This window comes from Komagataeibacter diospyri, assembly GCF_043995075.1.
GTDB lineage: Bacteria > Pseudomonadota > Alphaproteobacteria > Acetobacterales > Acetobacteraceae > Komagataeibacter > Komagataeibacter diospyri.
On the sequence record NZ_CP171836.1, the window covers coordinates 336757 to 353504 of the forward strand.

At 60.5% G+C, this 16748-nt stretch carries 11 protein-coding genes; 2 read left to right on the forward strand and 9 right to left on the reverse strand.

The genetic code is table 11. The features are described from left to right. Positions 1-6 precede the first annotated feature (6 nt). Entirely contained in the window at positions 7-153 is a 147-nt protein-coding gene (locus tag ACE2AA_RS01635) for a hypothetical protein (protein WP_395370857.1), read from the forward strand. Positions 154-259: 106 nt separating this feature from the next. Here the strand turns inward: ACE2AA_RS01635 and ACE2AA_RS01640 are convergent, their stop codons facing one another. The 3 genes from ACE2AA_RS01640 to ACE2AA_RS01650 form a co-directional block, all read right to left on the reverse strand. Next, the gene (locus ACE2AA_RS01640) at positions 260-1279 is read right to left on the reverse strand and encodes an FAD binding domain-containing protein (protein ID WP_395370858.1); all 1020 of its coding nucleotides are present in this window, start codon (positions 1277-1279) and stop codon (positions 260-262) included. Between the two features lie 339 nt (positions 1280-1618). Beyond that, entirely contained in the window at positions 1619-2338 is a 720-nt protein-coding gene (locus tag ACE2AA_RS01645) for an RBBP9/YdeN family alpha/beta hydrolase (protein WP_395370859.1), read from the reverse strand. Positions 2339-2467: 129 nt separating this feature from the next. Continuing rightward, the gene (locus ACE2AA_RS01650; protein ID WP_395370860.1) at positions 2468-2983 is read right to left on the reverse strand and encodes a peroxidase; all 516 of its coding nucleotides are present in this window, start codon (positions 2981-2983) and stop codon (positions 2468-2470) included. Positions 2984-3620: 637 nt separating this feature from the next. On the opposite strand from ACE2AA_RS01650, the gene ACE2AA_RS01655 reads away from it, so the two are divergent. After that, complete coding sequence (locus tag ACE2AA_RS01655; protein WP_141259511.1) at positions 3621-3836, forward strand: hypothetical protein; 216 nt, start codon at positions 3621-3623, stop codon at positions 3834-3836. A gap of 245 nt (positions 3837-4081) precedes the next feature. Here the strand turns inward: ACE2AA_RS01655 and ACE2AA_RS01660 are convergent, their stop codons facing one another. The 6 genes from ACE2AA_RS01660 to ACE2AA_RS01685 form a co-directional block, all read right to left on the reverse strand. Continuing rightward, a complete protein-coding gene (locus ACE2AA_RS01660) occupies positions 4082-4843 on the reverse strand; it encodes a hypothetical protein (protein ID WP_141259512.1) in 762 nt (253 codons plus the stop codon). A gap of 17 nt (positions 4844-4860) precedes the next feature. After that, positions 4861-5538: a type 1 glutamine amidotransferase domain-containing protein gene (locus ACE2AA_RS01665; RefSeq protein WP_395370862.1), complete on the reverse strand. Its 678-nt coding sequence runs from the start codon at positions 5536-5538 to the stop codon at positions 4861-4863. A 400-nt stretch (positions 5539-5938) separates the two neighbouring features. Continuing rightward, positions 5939-6283, reverse strand: a complete 345-nt coding sequence (locus tag ACE2AA_RS01670; RefSeq protein ID WP_141259514.1) for a hypothetical protein — start codon at positions 6281-6283, stop codon at positions 5939-5941. Positions 6284-6369: 86 nt separating this feature from the next. Next, positions 6370-6723, reverse strand: coding sequence for a hypothetical protein (locus tag ACE2AA_RS01675; protein WP_395370863.1), 354 nt, complete (start codon positions 6721-6723; stop codon positions 6370-6372). A gap of 306 nt (positions 6724-7029) precedes the next feature. Further along, on the reverse strand, positions 7030-7290 hold the full coding sequence (locus tag ACE2AA_RS01680; RefSeq protein WP_395370865.1) for a hypothetical protein: 261 nt from the start codon (positions 7288-7290) through the stop codon (positions 7030-7032). Between the two features lie 190 nt (positions 7291-7480). Continuing rightward, positions 7481-16084: a GH36-type glycosyl hydrolase domain-containing protein gene (locus ACE2AA_RS01685; protein ID WP_395370866.1), complete on the reverse strand. Its 8604-nt coding sequence runs from the start codon at positions 16082-16084 to the stop codon at positions 7481-7483. Between the last annotated feature and the right edge of the window lie 664 nt (positions 16085-16748).

Here is a 16748-nt window from a genome sequence, read left to right on the forward strand (position 1 = left end):
TGGCGCATGGAGCGGAATCTGGTCTTTACGTTGGGACTACCGGAAATTCATGTCAGTGATAACGGCATAACCGGGGCCGACAGCATTGTGATGCGTTATATGGCAGCCAATGCGGTTACGATGGTCAACCAGCCCCACATCATTCATGCCTGACCGACCATATTTCCCGATGATCTCTGGCGTGCAGAATGGGATGGTCCGTATTCCTCGCTGGCGACAAGGCGCTGATGCGTCAGGAGTGGGATTTTTTTCTGACCATTCAGTCAGCACATGACCAGACAGGCAGGTTGCCATCTGGTTGGGGCAATGCGATTGCCGCCTGCCACAGGGCATGCTGGATTACCCTGGGGGCCAGGGTTCTCTTGGCCGTGCTGTCACGGTCAACCATAGCCCCCTGCACCAACCGTTCCGCCACGTCACGGAACAGGATGTGTGAGGGGCGTCTGCCGCGCAACATGTCTTCGATTTCCGGTACGTACCATGGCCTGCTGGCCACACCACCCAATGCCACCCGACCATGCCGGATGACATCCCCGTCCATTTGCAGCCCTACAGCAACCGAAACGACGGCAAGCGCCAGAAAATTCAGGTCACGTATCTTGAGATAGGTATAATGACGACCGAATGAAACCGGCGGCAGATCAATTGACAGGACCAGTTCACCGGGGCGCAGGACGGTTTCAAGCCACGGAGTGCTGCCCGGCAGGCGATGATAATCGCGTGCATGGACCTGCCGCGCGCCCTGCGGTCCATACAGGTTGATCGTGGCATCCAGCATGGCCAGTACCACGCACATATCGGATGGGAAGGCGGCAATGCAGTCGGGGCTGGTGCCCAATATGGCATGGACCCGGTTGCGCGCGCCCCGTGCGGCACATCCCGTCCCGGGCGCGCGCTTGTTGCATGCGGCGTTCGTGTCATAAAAATAGTGGCACCGCGTACGCTGATTGATGTTACCGCCATTGGTGGCAACATGCCGGATACGTGCGCTGGCTCCGGCAAGGAGGGCCGAGGTCAGTACGGGATAGCCGCTGCGCACTAGCGGATGGGCGGCCGTACGGGCGTTGGTCGCCAGCGCCCCAAGCCGCAGCCCTCCATCGGGCAGCGGTTCGATGGCATCAAGTGACAGTGCCTTTATGTTAATGACATGTTCGGGCCGTTCGACATCTACTTTCATCAGGTCGATCAGGCCGGTTCCACCGGCAAGGTAACGACTGTGGGGCGGTGCCCTTACAACGGCAGCCAGTGTGTCGGGCCTGCTATAGAAAAATGCCCTCATGCCACCCCCTTGGAAAAGGTCGGAACCGGTCCAGTATTCATTCCCAACCGCAGGAAAGCAGAAGGGTTTCCAGTCCATTCCCCATCAGGTCATTCACTTATTCATGAAATGTGCTGGCTTTATGTCTTTCGCTTTTCGGAACGCCGTGTGCATGAGGCGGAAACAGGTGCGTGCCGATCGAAATCATGCCTGTTTCACCACCATTCCCCCAAAAAACAGGTCATTGATGAATGAGATAAAAAAGTTTTTGGGCCGCCATTTTTTTTAAGACTGATTTTTCCGAATATTTTTGAAAAAGCTTTACCTTCTGTCCAGCCCGTCTGCATGTACGGGCAGGGATCATGACAGATGTGGCGTTGTCCCAGTCGGAGCCGTGGCGCGCAGGCGCAGGGAGCGGGCCAGACCATCCAGCGCCAGCATACCATCAGGCCACAAACCGACATGGGCATGATTGCCGATATGACCTACGGTGCCCGCATTGACCAGTGTTGCCTGCCATTGCGTGGCAAGGGCATGGGCGCGGGGCATCGACAGCCATTCATCATCCTGACTGGCCATAAGCACGGCAGGAAAAGGCAGTGGTGTGACAGGCAGGGGGGCAAAACCGGCAACCCGACCAGAATCGGGCCCGTGATAGTGGTCAATATCCGCCGGTGCGACCAGAAATGCCGCAACGACGCCATCAAGTCCCTGTTCGCTTGCCATGCGCGCACTCAATACGGCACCCAGACTATGGGCCACCAGAATGACAGGCTGGTGGCAGGTCCGAACCGTGCGTTGCAATTGCGCCTTCCAGTCCTGATAGGTGGGACGTGCCCAGTTATTCTGCTGGACGCGGTGCACTGTAATGCCATGCTGGCGTAAAAACAGTTCCCAACGTGATTGCCAGTGATGTGGTCCCGACCCATCCAGACCGGGCACGATGACAATGGCAAGCCCGGCAAGAGCCTGTAGCAGCGCATTTTCCACCGTTGCGCTCTGCTCCGGGGCAGGCGGGACGCAGGGTGGAATGACTGCCGTATGCATCTGATCCGGATGGGTACGAAGGAGCAGGGACATCGTCGTGCTTTCGGTATGGACTGTCGGTGGATTGCGGGTGAAGGGGGATGATGGTTGGGATAGAGTGGGCGGTCGCACGTTGTCTGGATGCCGTGCCCCGTCCGGCCCGTGCGGTCTGTCCCCGCGTTTCTATGCTGCGCGCGGGGCGTGCCTGAGGCGCGCGCAGCCAATACCAAATCCGCGTGCGGCGCGTATGATCTGGCCAAAGTCGTGCCCGGTGACAGGGGAATGGAGAAGGGTGCTGCGAACCGTGTTGTCGGGATCAATAATGAAAGCTGCATGTTCTTCCAATGCCGGGTTCTCTGGCCCGACATCTACCGCCACCCCCTGCCACAGACCAGCAATACGACCCATGTCGTCATGAATGACCGGGAAATCCGGCACGTCAGGCAACGCAATGGCATTCGGGTGGGTTTGCGCATCCGCAAGGCGCGGGGGATGCACCGGCGAAAGACCCAGCAGGCGCACGGGTTGCGGGCATGTGCGTGCCCACCGTATCCCGGCACGCAGGCTCTGCATGGTGTAATCCGCCGGATGGGTCAGGACAATGCGCCAGCACCCATGGCCCCACGTATGGAAACGGATCAGGCCCATGTTTGTCTCGGTCACGAAATCCGGGGCTGTCCAGCCGGGGGAAATTGCCATTGCCTGTCTCCTTGGGTGGGCAGAAGCGAGTGGGCGAAAAACGGTGATGCGTCTGCGTAATGCAGGGCCTGTCGGGACGGGCGCTCTTTTTCCCGACCGTGTCCATGGAAGCGGTTTCCCGGTTTGTGTTGTGGATTATATAAAACACATCCATCAAAATGTGCATATAAAAATTGTCATATAAAAATATAACAAAAAATTATGTAACTATGGGGTGGCATTCCGCACCGGATGGTAGTGTGCGCCATAAGGACAGGATGGGGAGGGGGAGGTGCGGGAACATTGGGCAGGGCCCCCAACCGAATGAAGACCATACATAACATATTGTTTAAAAATTAAATAATTCCTTCCGGGCGCATAAAATATCATTCTTTATGATGTATAATAAATTCCACTATGTGTGAGTTATTATGTGTTGACGTATAGTGCCCTGCGTGTATGATCCCCGTTGAAACGCCAATAATCGTGCAGGATGATTCCCATGATCCAGCCAGCCATGCGAATGCGCAGTACTGATCGATGTCGCACCATCCCTGTCGCTCTCATTATGCGGGCGGCCATTCCATAAAACAGCCGGCGGGAATTCTGCCGGAAACCGTCCGTATCCCATCGCGGACATGCAAGGGCAGTCTTTTCAATGCTTGAATCACGTATCATCGAAATCGACGGTACTTTCCTTGGTACCGTTATCCTTGAGGCGGATCGCCAGACGCGTCGCTTCTATGCCACGCATGACAGTGTAAGGGCGTTCCATAACCATACCCTGCAGGGGCATGACGACGTGGCGCGGCAGGTTGCGCGCCTTTATCGTCGGGCACATGCAAACGCACGCAGGGCTGCGACGGCTAAATAGCCGCAGGATCTGGATCATTACCATGTTGTGGTTAAATAATGATGCGGAGCGGCAAGAATCCGTTTCAAATGTAGGATTGGTAAACAATAAAAGTTTTTGGATGCCGCCTTTCTGAAAAAAGCCTTGCCCAAAAATGTCTCCACATTGACGGGCAGGTAACCGGAAACAGTTCCAGAATAAACAGCCCGGATGGGAAAACCCGTCCGGGCTATGACTGTGTCTGTTATTCATGCACGCCGTGTAGATCAGGCATGCTGGCCCGCAGGTGGGGTCAATCGGCCGGGATTGGCCTTCCAGTCACGCAGGGCTTCCTCGCAATAGGGCAGGACTTCGAACGCAGCCATCATGCCCAGCGCGCCAAGTGCATAGGGCAGGCCCAGCGGCACGCGTTTCAGCCGAAGTTTCGTGGAACGGATGACCTTGCGGCCCATCAGCGCCTGAACCTGCGGCCAGTGCAGGACCGCGATCAGGGCGACGGCCAGTAGCGGTACCATCTCCAGGAAACTATGGACGTGCTGTTCCATCGGCTGGACTTCACGCCGGGTTACGGCATAGCTGACATCCCACATGGCTGTCGCTTCATGCACGAAGAATGACGCAATCATGAACGACAGGACCGGCGCGTCGATTTCCAGAAACAGCCCGGCCAGAACCGGAAATGCTGCTTCCCCCAGCATAAGCAGATGGATGCCGGTTTCCTTCAGCCCCGTGGTGTGCTCGATATCTGTCCGGCGGTGGCACCACCAGTCCGTAAGCCCGGATGCCAGCCATACAGGTACGACAAAATACTGTATGACCCGGCGTGCAACGTGGCGGGTGGTATCGGTTTCAACCGGTTCATCCTCAATCGGTTTTTTAGGCCGCAAGGCGGATGGCGGGTCCATGGATGCAGGTTCATCTGCCCTGCGGCCGCGCCACCATGCAATGAATCCAGCCCCCAGGGTCACGGCTCCGGCGCACAGCATGGTGGACGCGTAATATCTTAGAAAAGTACGGTTTGCCATCATGTCCTTGCCCCTTCGTCCTATTGCGGGGCATGGTGATGAACCGTCGCAAACAGTGCGACGATGGCGGGACAGAAAGCTTTCAGGTCATGGGGATTGCGCGATGTGACCAGCATGCCATCGGTCACCACTTCCTCATCCACCCAATGCGCGCCCGCATTGGTCAGGTCTGCGCGAAGGGAGGGCCATGACGTGATCCGGTGACCCCGTACCCCATTGGCGTTGATCAGGGTCCATGGCCCGTGACAGATGGCTGCAATCGGTTTATCGGCCTGAACGAATTCGCGTACGAACCGCACGGCATCGTCATCCATGCGGAGGTGATCGGGACTGGTGGTGCCGCCGGGCAGGACCAGCCCATCAAAATTGCGCGCATGGGCCTGCGACACCAGCAGGTCAACCTGATAACGGTGGGTGGGGTGAATATCCCCCTCCATGGCCTGGATGTATCCATGGGTGGGGGAAACAAGGACGGTCTGAGCCCCTGCATTGCGCAGTGCCGCGACAGGTTCGGTCAGTTCGACTTCCTCCACCCCGTTGGTGGCAAGGATGGCGATGGTTCTCCCCTCCAGCCGATCATGCCTGTGGGCCTGCATGTCGGTATCGGCATGTGTTTCCGTATCGTGCAGGGGTATGGCATCCGGCATTGCGGCCGTATTATCCTGGGTGCGGACTGTATTGAACACATGGTTGGCCATGATCGTTCTCCGTCAGCTGTAAAAGGTTGCGGGGGGCATGTTTTCTGTTGCGGCCCCGCCTGCCACCAGTTGGCGTCATAACGACCGGTCAGGATGGATGTTCCCCCTGAATCTGACTGAAGGACTGTGTGCTGTTGGGGAAGGAGGCATTCCGACCTTAGAGGCTTCATGTAATAAATAATTGATAAAAAAGAATAAAAATTTTGGTAACTGCATTTTTTTAAATGCGGCGTTCTCTGAAGATTTTTGAAAAAGCTTCACCAGAAACTTTGTTATGAATTTTCAAACAGTCTCCTGTTCATAAAAAAACAGGACGGGATGTATTCATTTCTGAAAATACATCCCGTCCAGGCTGTGTAAGTAAATATGACAAATAAATTCATGGCCCGGGTTACCGGCCTTATTTGTTTGGCCCCGTCGTGCGCCCCTGTGAAGGGGGATCACTTGCGGGGAAACTTTCATCCAGTGCTTCGTCGCGGCCCTCATCTTCCTGCTTTTCGGCAGGTGTCTGTGGTTGTTCCTTATCGGGATCAGGTCTGTCCTGCATGGCCATGGTTCCTTGGGGATAAAAACGCCCGCCTGTCGGCCGGTCGTGGACGTGGTTGCGAAGCGGGGGCGGCTGCTGGTCCGGTGAATCGAATGGGAACGGGTCCTGTGGCCCCGGCGGGGGATAATCGCGCGGATGGAACGGACCGGGCGGCGGCAGTGGCGGCTGGCTGGTGGTGTGGGGGAAAGATGTAAACATGGCTGTTCTCATCTGGCTTGCGTATGGGAAACATAACGTGTCCTGTCTGTTTCCCTGCCGGTTGGACCGGGGGCTTTCGGTAATGTTTACTGTTCGCCACTATCCGCGGGCGAAGGGGTCTTGTTGCCGCCATGGCTGCTGCGGCCATAGCTGTCACGCATGCGTTTGTGGCTGGTCGTTTCATTATTCGTTGGCGGCTGGGTGCCGGGCTGTTCCTGCACGGTGCGCGGGTTGTTCCATAACTTGTCTGACGGTTCCACCCGCTGGCCGCTGCGCGAGGTTGCGGAAGGCGGATTCTTGCCTACTTCGGATGCAGCGGAATTGGCTGTTGGCGCAGGGACGGTTTCCGTATCGGTCTGCGCCATGGCCATGACGGGGGCCATTACCGGCATACCGGCCACGACTGCCGCCAGCAGGGTGAAACGCATTGTTTTTTTCATGGTATCGTCTTCTTTCATGAATGAAAATGGACTGAAAACAAAAGCATTCATGGATAGAAAGGTTGCATCCTGTTTGCATGTACAGGGCGATTACCTGCCGTCAGGACAAATTTTATAAAGAAATCGCCCATGCGGCAATATACGAATACATGGTCCGGTTCGACGGGTTTCTGGATTTTCCTCAAACCTGAATGGTGCGGTTTTTTTCCATGCCCGCACCGTTCGTACACTGCCTGTGACATGACAGGGGTGGCATGGCGACAGCGGACAGCAAACAGCTGTTTACGTATTTCTGCTGCCGCGTATTCATGGCTGTCCGGGCTTATGGTCTTCCTTCGCCGCGGAATCAGTGGCGTGTTCGTCACATCCTGCCTGATCCTGATGTCTGCCCTTGTGACTGGTGGCCTCGATCCGCTCATCGTTGTCGCGGGTGGATTCCGGCTCGTCCTCGCCTGCGCGGGGCTGGCCGGTGCTGGTTGCCTTGCCATCCGGGGTATGGGGGGCGTGGCCTTCGGGAGCGTGAAGGGGATAAAGGCCCGGTGGGTGAACACGCAATTGGTGGAGCATGGTTGTTCTCCGTCAAGGGAAGTCGGGGTGGTTTGTGCGCGCCTGCCCCGCCCAGGTCGTGGGGCGATGCAGGCGCCTGCCATGTACCGGTTAACGGATTGCCCAATGAATGGTTTTTTTGGTTTTCTCCCGATCCATTCACGAATGAATATTTAACGGATATGGATATGCCGCAGGTAATGGCATGCCATCATGTTGCGGACTGTGGTCCCAGCGTGACCTCCACATCATGGGCCTGCCCGTCATCCACCATTTCAACCCTGCCGGTCGCGGGCAGTACAGCACCGTCGCATGTGACATGGCTTATGCCCCGGCAGACATGGTCAGGGTTGTTTACGGTAATGTGATAGGTTGCGGTGTGCCAGCGCACCGTTGCCGTGAACCGTGACCAGTCATGCGGGATACATGGGGTAATCAGCAGTTGCGTGCCATGGATACGCAGGCCGAGGATGGTTTCGGTCCCCACACGCTGCATCCATCCGGCCGATCCGGTGTACCACGACCATCCCCCCCGGCCCACATGGGGCGGGCGCGAATAGATGTCGGCCGCGACCACATAGGGTTCCAGTCTGTAACGGGCCACATCTTCGGGTTTGCCTGTGTGGTTGACCGGGTTCAGCATATGGAACAGACCATGGGCGCGATCACCGTCGCCCAGTACGGCCATGGCCATCGTGGTCCACAGGGCGGCATGGGTGTACTGGCCGCCATTTTCGCGTATGCCGGGCGGGTAGCTGCGGATATAGCCCGGATCGGGACCAATGGTGTCAAATGGTGGTGTCAGGACGAGGGCCAGCCCCTCGTCGGGCCGGACGAGATGCGCCATGGTCGACCGCATGGCATGTTCCGCCCGTTCGGGCAGTGCGACACCCGACAGCACGGCCCATGACTGTGAAATCGCATCAATCTGGCATTCCGCGCTGGTGTGGGAGCCAAGCGGCGTGCCGTCATCGAAATAGGCACGCAGGTACCAGTCGCCATCCCATGTGGCTTCCAGCGCCGTGGCAAGGGCGCGGGTGTGGTCCTGCCATGCCTGCGCGCGCGCATCGTCCCCGCGTGCGCGTGCCAGCGGGATGAAGGTGGTCAGCGCGTCATGCAGGAACCAGCCCAGCCACACACTCTCGCCATGTCCCTGTTCTCCCACGCGGTTCATGCCGTCATTCCAGTCGCCCGTACCCATAAGCGGCAGGCCATGGCTGCCGACCGCAAGGCTGTGGTCCAGCGCGCGGGCGCAATGTTCGAACAGCGTACCGCTCTGCTCGGAGGTCGCGGGGATCATGAAACGGTCATGTTCGGTAATGGGCAGTATGGGGGCCTGCAGGAAGGGAATAAGTTCATCCAGCACGCCCGTGTCACCCGTCGTGGCGACATAATGCGCCACGGTATGGGCCAGCCATGCACAGTCATCGGAGATATGGGTCCGCACGCCAGCGCCCGTGTTGGGCAGCCACCAGTGCTGCACATCCCCCTCGACAAACTGCCGTGACGCCGCCCGCAGCAGGTGCGCGCGCACGCGCTTGGGGCAGGAAAGCGTAAGCGCCATACCGTCCTGCAACTGGTCACGGAAGCCATAGGCCCCGCTGGCCTGATAAAATCCGGCCCGTGCCTGCACCCGGCTGGCCAGTGACTGGTACAGCAGCCAGCCGTTGAGCATGATATCCATCGTGCGGTCCGGGGTCTGGACCTGTATGCCCCCCGTTACCGTGTCCCAGTGCTGCATGACCGTTTCCAGCACATGGTCCGGACTGGTGGTGCGGTAATGGCCTATCAGGCTGCGGGCATGGTCGGCGTCCGTGCCTTCACCCAGCAGGAACAAGATTTCCGCCCGCCCGCCCGGTGGCAGGGTGACCATGGTCTGCACCACACCGCACGGGTCCAGCCCGGCGCCCGTCGTCCCCTGCACGCCCCCCGCATGGGTGAAGGCCAGGGGAAGCGCCATGGTGCCGTTGGGGCCGATGAAGGCCGCACGGTCGCCGGAACTGGCGGTAAGGTACCCACCGATATCGGCAAAGGCGACACGGTCCGCGTATTCGGCGTTCCAGCGGTTACGGGCGAACAGCGCGCCGGTCTCTCCATCATGTTCGGTCATGACAAAGGGGGCCGCCGTGCTGCGCGCTGGCCCCAGCACCCATTCCACATACGCGGTGACGGATAGCGTGCGCGGCAGGTCTGACCGGTTATGCAACTGTATGCGCGTGATCTTGACCGGGTCGGATACCGGAACGTATTGCACCAGGCTGCTGGCTATCCCATGCGCCACGCGGTCCAGACGCGTATAGCCGCGTCCGTGGCGCGTGACATAGGTGGCGGCGGTGTCACGCCGGGTGGCGGCGGTCGGGCACCACAGGGTGCCGGTGTCCTCGTCATGGAAATAGAAGACTTCGCCCGCGTGGTCACTGACCGGATCATTCGACCACGGCGTGATCTGATGTTCGCGGCTGTTGCCAGCCCATGTATAGCCACTGCCTTCCGCCGAGACCTGGAAGCCGAATGTGTCATTGGCGATCACGTTGATCCATGGCGCGGGTGTGGTCTGGCCGGGGCCAAGCACGATCACATATTCCCGTCCGTTGCTGGCAAAGCCGCCATGGCCATTGAAAAATTCCAGTTCGGGCACCGGTGGCACGTCAAATGCCGAAGGCGGCGGCGGGACGGGTGGCAGGGCAGGCGGGAACTGTCGCGTCCGTGGCCTTTCCCCCTGGTCAAGCTGTGCGGACAGCGCGTGGTCCGCATCCAGCACCACACGGGCCACGGATATGATCAGATGGCGCACGGCGGGCGTAATCAGGTCGGCGCGCAGCACGCGCACGGAACCGGCGCCACCCGGCGCGCGCGGGACCGCACGGACAAGCTGGTCAAGCGAGACCTGCAGATCCTGCAAATAGGACGACGGATGTTCGTTAAGAATGACAAGATCCACCGCAAGTTGCTTGAGCCGGAAATATTCATGCGCCAGCAGCAGGATACGTACGATATCCGTTCTGGAATTTTCCCGCACCCGCAGAACGACAATCGGCAGGTCACCAGAAATGCCCTGTTCCCACAGCAGCGGCTGCGCCCCGGCTCCGCGCATGATTTCTGCAGGGGCTGCCCGCAGGTTGGGGGTGGCGAACAGAATGTGGCTGGCCAGCCGCTGGAACAGGTCCGCCATGGATGGGGGAACGTCCAGATGGCGCAACTGCACCTGCGCCTGCGTCCACGCCAGCGTGCGTGCGCGTTCGAACGCGGCGTGGTCCTGATGTGTGTCGATCAGGTCCAGCAGGGCTGCACGGGTGGGGGCGACCATGGTCCAGAACGTGACGCGTGCCATGGCGCCAGGACGCACGGATACCCGCGCACGGATGGCAAGGACAGCATCCAGCACCGTCCCGGTCGTGCCCGACAGGGGGGCATGCGTGGCCAAGGCGGCGGGATGACGTGCGTCGTGTCTGCGACCGATGAAGCGGGCGCGGTCTGTCTCGACCTCAATCGGACTGTCACACAGGGCCAGATGGGCGATCCAGATCTCCGGTTCGTCCGCCGTGCGCCTGCGGCGTGTGGCGATCAGGGCGCGGGACTGGGGAAGATATTCGGTCTGCACGAACAGCTTGGTAAAGGCGGGATGTGCAAGGTCGGCATTCTGCGCCAGCAGCACCGGTTCGACACAGGACGTGATGTCGATATCCAGCGTCTCGCCGCCTGCGTTGAAGACCGATACCTGTCGTACTTCCGCATCGTTTTCGGCTGATACCAGTACATCCAGCGTGGTGGTGACCGTCCCGTCACGACGGGCGAATTCCGCGCGGTCTTCATGAAAGACCACGGCATATTCATCGGGGACGGTATCGGTAGGTTGCAGGCCAGCCGACCACAGGCGACCTGTCCTGCGGTTGCGGATGTAAAGATACTGACCGTATTCATCCCGCGTCGCATCTTCGCGCCAGCGCGTGACCGCCTGTCCCTGCCACCGGCTGTAACCCGATCCCGCCGCCGTCAGCATGACCGTGTACCGACCGTTGGACAGCAGGTGCGTGACCGGGCCGCCCATGTCGGCGCGGTCAACGTACCGCCCCGCAGGGGTTGCCGTGATGCGGACGGGGGTCTGGGTATCATCTTCGGATGGCAGGGGACGGGCGACAGCGCCGGTGCGGGGCGCGCGTTCCTGCAGTAGCAGTTCGGCCGAGGCAATGACCGGGTCATCGTGGAAACGCGCGCGCATGATGCCATTCATGACCGCATCGGCCACTGCCAGGATGGACATGCCCTGATGGTGGGCCATGTAGGCACGGATGATCGCGACGCGGTTATTGTCGGGAACGCGGTCGGGCGTGTAATCCAGCGCTTCATACAGGCCATATCGGCCCAGTGCCCCGGTTCGTTCCAGCGTATGCAGGTTGGCCACCGCTTTCTGCGGATCAACCATGGCGGCCAGCATGGTGGCGTAGGGGGCGACCACCGTATCCAGCCCCAGCCCCCGCTTCAGCCCCAGTCCGGGGATGCCGAAATTGGAATACTGATAGGTATAGTCAAGGTCGCGCGCGTTATAGGCGGATTCCGATATGCCCCAGGGAATGTCGCGGTCCTGCCCATAGGCGATCTGGCGCTGCACGATCAGCTTGTTGGTCTGTTCCAGAAGGCTGCCCACGGGTGCCCGCATGACCAGCGAGGGCATGAGGTACTCGAACATCGACCCCGACCATGAAACCAGCGCCGCCCCGCTGGCCACCGGCGTTATGGACCTGCCAAGGCGGAACCAGTCATGGGCAGGCATGTCGCCCTTGGCTATGGCGAAGAACACCGCCAGCCGCGCTTCGGACGCCAGCAGGTCGTAGCAGTTGGCGTCCTGCGTGTCCTCCGCCACAAGGTAACCGATGGACAGCAGCTTGCGCGACGGGTTGCACAGGAAGGCGAAATCCATGTCCTGCGCCATGCGTCGCGCCTTCTGCGCCACGACTTCCAGCCGCGCGCCCAGCGTTGCGTACAGCTCCCCATCAAGGTCACGCAGGTGGCTCTCCAGCGTACGCATCGGGGCGGTGGTCCAGAACATCAGATCGGCGGCGTCTTTTTCATCCTGGCCCGATGGGGGACCTGACATTGTCGCCACGTGATCCATGATCGTGCTGGCCTGACGGTGCAGGGCCGACAGTTCTGTCTCCGACCGGGTGACCTCAGCGGACTGCACGGCGTTTTTCAGTCCCGTCAGCAGTCGCAGCAGCTGCCGCTGTGCCCGCGTATGGGTCATGAGCACACGCCTGCCATTATGGAACGTCAGGTCGGCAATGGCGATATTCAGCGCATCCGTGACACCTTCACGCCATGTGTCGATTTCCGGCCCGTTTTCCAGCCATCGCTGGCATGCGCTGGACAATGCTATGAGGTGGCCGGCCAGATTGCCGCTATCGACACTGGAAATATAGACGGGATCAAGCGGACGCAGGTCGTCGGTGGCATACCAGTTGTAGAAATGCCCGCGGTAGCGTGGCATGGTTTCCAGCGTGGCAAAGGTCGCTTCCAGCCGGGCCACGGTATCGGCCAGGCCAATCCAGCCGAAATCGCGCGCACTGGCGCAACACAGCAGGTACAGGCCGATATTGGTGGGCGAGGTGCGCCGGGCCAGCACGGGGGCCGGATCTTCCTGAAAGTTGTCCGGCGGCAGCATGTGGTCCGCAGGCGTGGTAAAAGTTTCAAAAAAGCGCCACGTCCGGCGCGCGGTCATGCGCAGGATACGGATATCGGTGCGCGACGGGCGCGAACGCGCAGCAATGACCGGCGTGCGGCTGGCCCACATTGCCACTGCGGGCGAAAGGCCCCACAGCATTGCGATGGGCACGGACATGAACAGGCTCCATGGCGCCCAGATGACCGTGGCGGCAATGCAGCCCCCACCCAGCAGGGGGGCGGAGATCATCCGCCCGTAATATCCAGCAAGACCCGAACGCATCAGTCCCGCGATCTGGGCTGCGGGCACCCATTGCAGCATGTGGCGGCGCGTGATGATCACACGCACCAGCGTGCGTGCGATCGCATCCGTCATGATGATGGCCTGATGGGCAAGGAAGGTGATGGTGAGGAAGGTCATCACCGCGGCCTCTGCGCTTTTCGCGCCAATTACGCTGAGGTAGCTGCGCAGCGTGATCCATTCCCGCCGTGGCACGATATCGGGCAGCACTGGCAGGAACGCGGGCAGCGCCAGCGCCAGCAGAATGAAGGTCGTCCAGATCAGTGCTGCATGGAACGGCAGGAACCACCCCGCCACAAGTGTCGCCAGCGCCAGTGGCATGCACAGGGTGCGGCGCAGGTTGTCCAGCATTTTCCACCGCGCGATGCCCGAAAGCCGGGAACGTACGGGTACGCTGCGGGGCGGCAGGCTGGATACGATCCATGGCAGCAACTGCCAGTCGCCCCGCGTCCAGCGGTGCATCCGTTGGGCCGCGACAAGGTAATCGGTGGGGAACTCCTCCACCACCTCGATATCCGTCACCAGGCCGGCACGGGCGAAAATGCCTTCGAACAGGTCATGGCTGAGCATGGCGGAGTCCGGCACACGTCGGACCAGTGCGGCCTCAAACGCGTCGATATCATATATGCCCTTGCCTGCGTATGACCCTTCGCCAAACATGTCCTGATACAGGTCGGATACGGCGGCGGAATAGGCGTCGATGCCGCTGGCGCTGGCGAAAATGCGCTGGAACAGCGTGCTCTGGTGCCCAACGGGCAGCGATGGCGTAACCCGTGGCTGCAGGATCGCGTAACCTTCATGCACCCGTCCCGATACGGGATCGAACAGCGGTGCGTTGAGGGGATGGGCCATCTTGCCAATCAGGCGGCACACGGTTTCCAGTGGCAGGCGCGTATCGGCATCAAGGGTGATGACATAGCGTATGTCCGCAGGCAGGGGATGGGCGGGGGGCAGGAAGGTCGTGTCCGCAGCCCCGCGCAGCAGGTGGTTGAGTTCATGCAGCTTGCCACGCTTGCGTTCCCACCCCATCCATACGCCTTCGCTTTCGCACCACACGCGCTTGCGGTGCAGCAGGTAAAAACGCATGCCATGCGGGCCGTGGCCGTATTTCCGGTTAAGGCGTTCCATGCCCGCGTGCGCCAGCGCCAGCAGCCGCTGGTCATCGGGCGCATCGGCGCTGTCATGGTCGGTCCAGTCGGTCAGCAGCGCGAAATGAACCGCGTCATCGCGTACGGTCAGGTAATGGACCTCCAGCCGCGCCACCAGTTCGCCCACGGTTTCTTCCGTCGTCAGCAGTGCGGGCACAACCACCATGGTACGCAGGCGGGCAGGGATGCCGTGCAGGAATTCCAGCCCCGGCAGGGTGGTGGCATGAACCGCCTCCAGCGCCACGCGGTTGACGCAGGCGACCGCTGCTTCAGACACCGGTATGAAGGCCAGCGCAGGCAGCAGCCAGGCGGGATTTATGCCGCTCTGCCAGGTCAGCCATATCGGAATGGCGATGAAAAGCATGGTCAGCAGCGTGACCACAATGCTGTAGGCCGCGATCCCGTATGCGCAGAAGCCCCTTACCATGCGGCGCGACATGGTGGGCCGGAAACGGATGCCAGCTTCCAGCGCGGCCCGCCCGGCCATGAGCAGGTAATAGCCCGGGTCGGCGCGGCGCGGGTCGTCCGTGCCCGTGGCCTGTGCCGCGCGCGCCATGGCTACGGCCTGTCCGGCTATGGCCATTTCGGTCAGCTGGCTGCCACGGGCCAGTTCCTCTATGGCCTTGCGATACAGGTCCCGGCTGGCGAAATCGGCCTGTGTAAAACTGTCGTAATCGGCAAAAAGCCGGTCGATCAGGCAGACGCGCTCAAACGCCTCGGTCCAGTCAAAACCCGCGATCAGACGCAGGCTGGTGATGATGTTGCGGATGGTGGCGTTGAACGCTCCCTGTTCATGCAGGTCATCGCGCACCGCGTTGTCAATGGTTGTGCCCCGGTCCGCCAGACGCTGTTCCAGCCAGACAAGGGCGGGATCCTTTTCGGGGTCCAGCCCACGCGAACGGTGGGCAAGCTGCGCGGTAAACGCGCAGTTGAGGATGCGCGGGTCAACGGCTGCCAGAAAGCCGGACATGGCGGCCTGCGTGCCCTTGCGGTAGGCATCAAGCTGGTCGGCCAGCTGGTCGGCGGCCCGCCTGCTGGCGTTATTATCCATGATCGCGCCAACAACACGGCGCAGGTTTTCAATCAGGACGATCCGCAGCGTGATGGAAACCGCCCAGAGTTCACCGATCGTAAGCGGCGTCACACTCTGGTACGCCAGCAGGTAATTATACAGGATTTCAGGCTGCAGGTTGCTGTCGGTATGGGCAACCAGCGCCCATGTCACGCCAAAGACCCTGGGCAGCCCGGCAAACGGGCCGCTGGCCAGCTTGGGCAGGCGCGCGTAATAACCGGCAGGCAGGTCCAGATCCGTCTCGCGTATCTGCATGTCCACCAGTGCGTAATTGTCCGCCAGCCACTGGGCCGCGGGTGTCAGCTGTTTTCCGTTCTGGATATCCTGTGCAATCTGTATGTCGGCAGCGCGCAGAAACGCCCCGTTTTCCGCCAGCCGGCGTGACAGGGGCCTGCGGCGTTCATGGTCACGTCCATGGGGAATGATGGTCTGGGCGGCGGCAAGGCTGCGGGCATGGGCTTCCAGTCGTTCCATGCCAAAAATCTCGCTTTTCAGCGGGGCGAAGTCATCTTCCCACGAGGGCAGGGGCGTGCGGCCCAGCAGGCGCGCAAGCCACGGATGCCGTGTTGACCGGAATGCAGGGTCGGGCTGTGGGAAGGTGGTGGTGGTCCCGTCCATTTTCTGCTCCAGTTTCATGCACGCCCGGGTCTGTGGAAAGGCTGCGGCCCGTGCTGTCGCTCATTTTCGGAAAAGGCTTTTTCTTGGCTGCGGTGTGGGTGACGTAGATCCGCGCAGTATGGTCGGCGGTGTCCCGTCGGGCAGCTGGGACGGCGCTGGACCGGGTGCCAGGGGGATGGTGGTCCCGTTGCGGGGGGAATGCCCCGGCGTGTCGGGCACGGCTGTCGGTTGCGTTCCGTCGGGTGGTGTGGGCTGGCCCGGCTGCGCGGGTTTTTGGGATGCACCCATCCTCTGTCCTCCTCTGTTCGGGGGAATACGGGGGCGGTGTAGGGTCATGTCAGCTTGTACGGGCATGGCGGCGACCCCGCGTGGGCCGGATGGCCGCCAGCCTGTCATGAACGTGCCCATCCGGCCTGCGTTGCATATATATTTCCACGCGTTTTATTGTATATTGAAAAATATCCATCCGGATCTAAAAATAAAAAATCTGGAAAGTTTCGGAACGTATAAGGAACTTTTTTAGGCAATACTGTATAGGGCAAAGACAGGCCATGCCGTTTCTGTCGGCCGATCAGGGTGCCAGGTGTATGGCATGCGTGCCAGCAGGCAGGATGCCCGACCACCTGCCGCGCGCCATACCGGGCGCAGGATCCGTGCATGCCATATTTTATTACAGGATATG

Coding starts and splice junctions, on each gene's coding strand:
- ACE2AA_RS01635 (WP_395370857.1), top strand. CDS start 7: ATGGAGCGGAATCTGGTCTTTACGTTGGGACTACCGGAAATTCATGTC.
- ACE2AA_RS01640 (WP_395370858.1), bottom strand. CDS start 1,279: ATGAGGGCATTTTTCTATAGCAGGCCCGACACACTGGCTGCCGTTGTA.
- ACE2AA_RS01645 (WP_395370859.1), bottom strand. CDS start 2,338: ATGTCCCTGCTCCTTCGTACCCATCCGGATCAGATGCATACGGCAGTC.
- ACE2AA_RS01650 (WP_395370860.1), bottom strand. CDS start 2,983: ATGGCAATTTCCCCCGGCTGGACAGCCCCGGATTTCGTGACCGAGACA.
- ACE2AA_RS01655 (WP_141259511.1), top strand. CDS start 3,621: ATGCTTGAATCACGTATCATCGAAATCGACGGTACTTTCCTTGGTACC.
- ACE2AA_RS01660 (WP_141259512.1), bottom strand. CDS start 4,843: ATGATGGCAAACCGTACTTTTCTAAGATATTACGCGTCCACCATGCTG.
- ACE2AA_RS01665 (WP_395370862.1), bottom strand. CDS start 5,538: ATGGCCAACCATGTGTTCAATACAGTCCGCACCCAGGATAATACGGCC.
- ACE2AA_RS01670 (WP_141259514.1), bottom strand. CDS start 6,283: ATGTTTACATCTTTCCCCCACACCACCAGCCAGCCGCCACTGCCGCCG.
- ACE2AA_RS01675 (WP_395370863.1), bottom strand. CDS start 6,723: ATGAAAAAAACAATGCGTTTCACCCTGCTGGCGGCAGTCGTGGCCGGT.
- ACE2AA_RS01680 (WP_395370865.1), bottom strand. CDS start 7,290: ATGCTCCACCAATTGCGTGTTCACCCACCGGGCCTTTATCCCCTTCAC.
- ACE2AA_RS01685 (WP_395370866.1), bottom strand. CDS start 16,084: ATGAAACTGGAGCAGAAAATGGACGGGACCACCACCACCTTCCCACAG.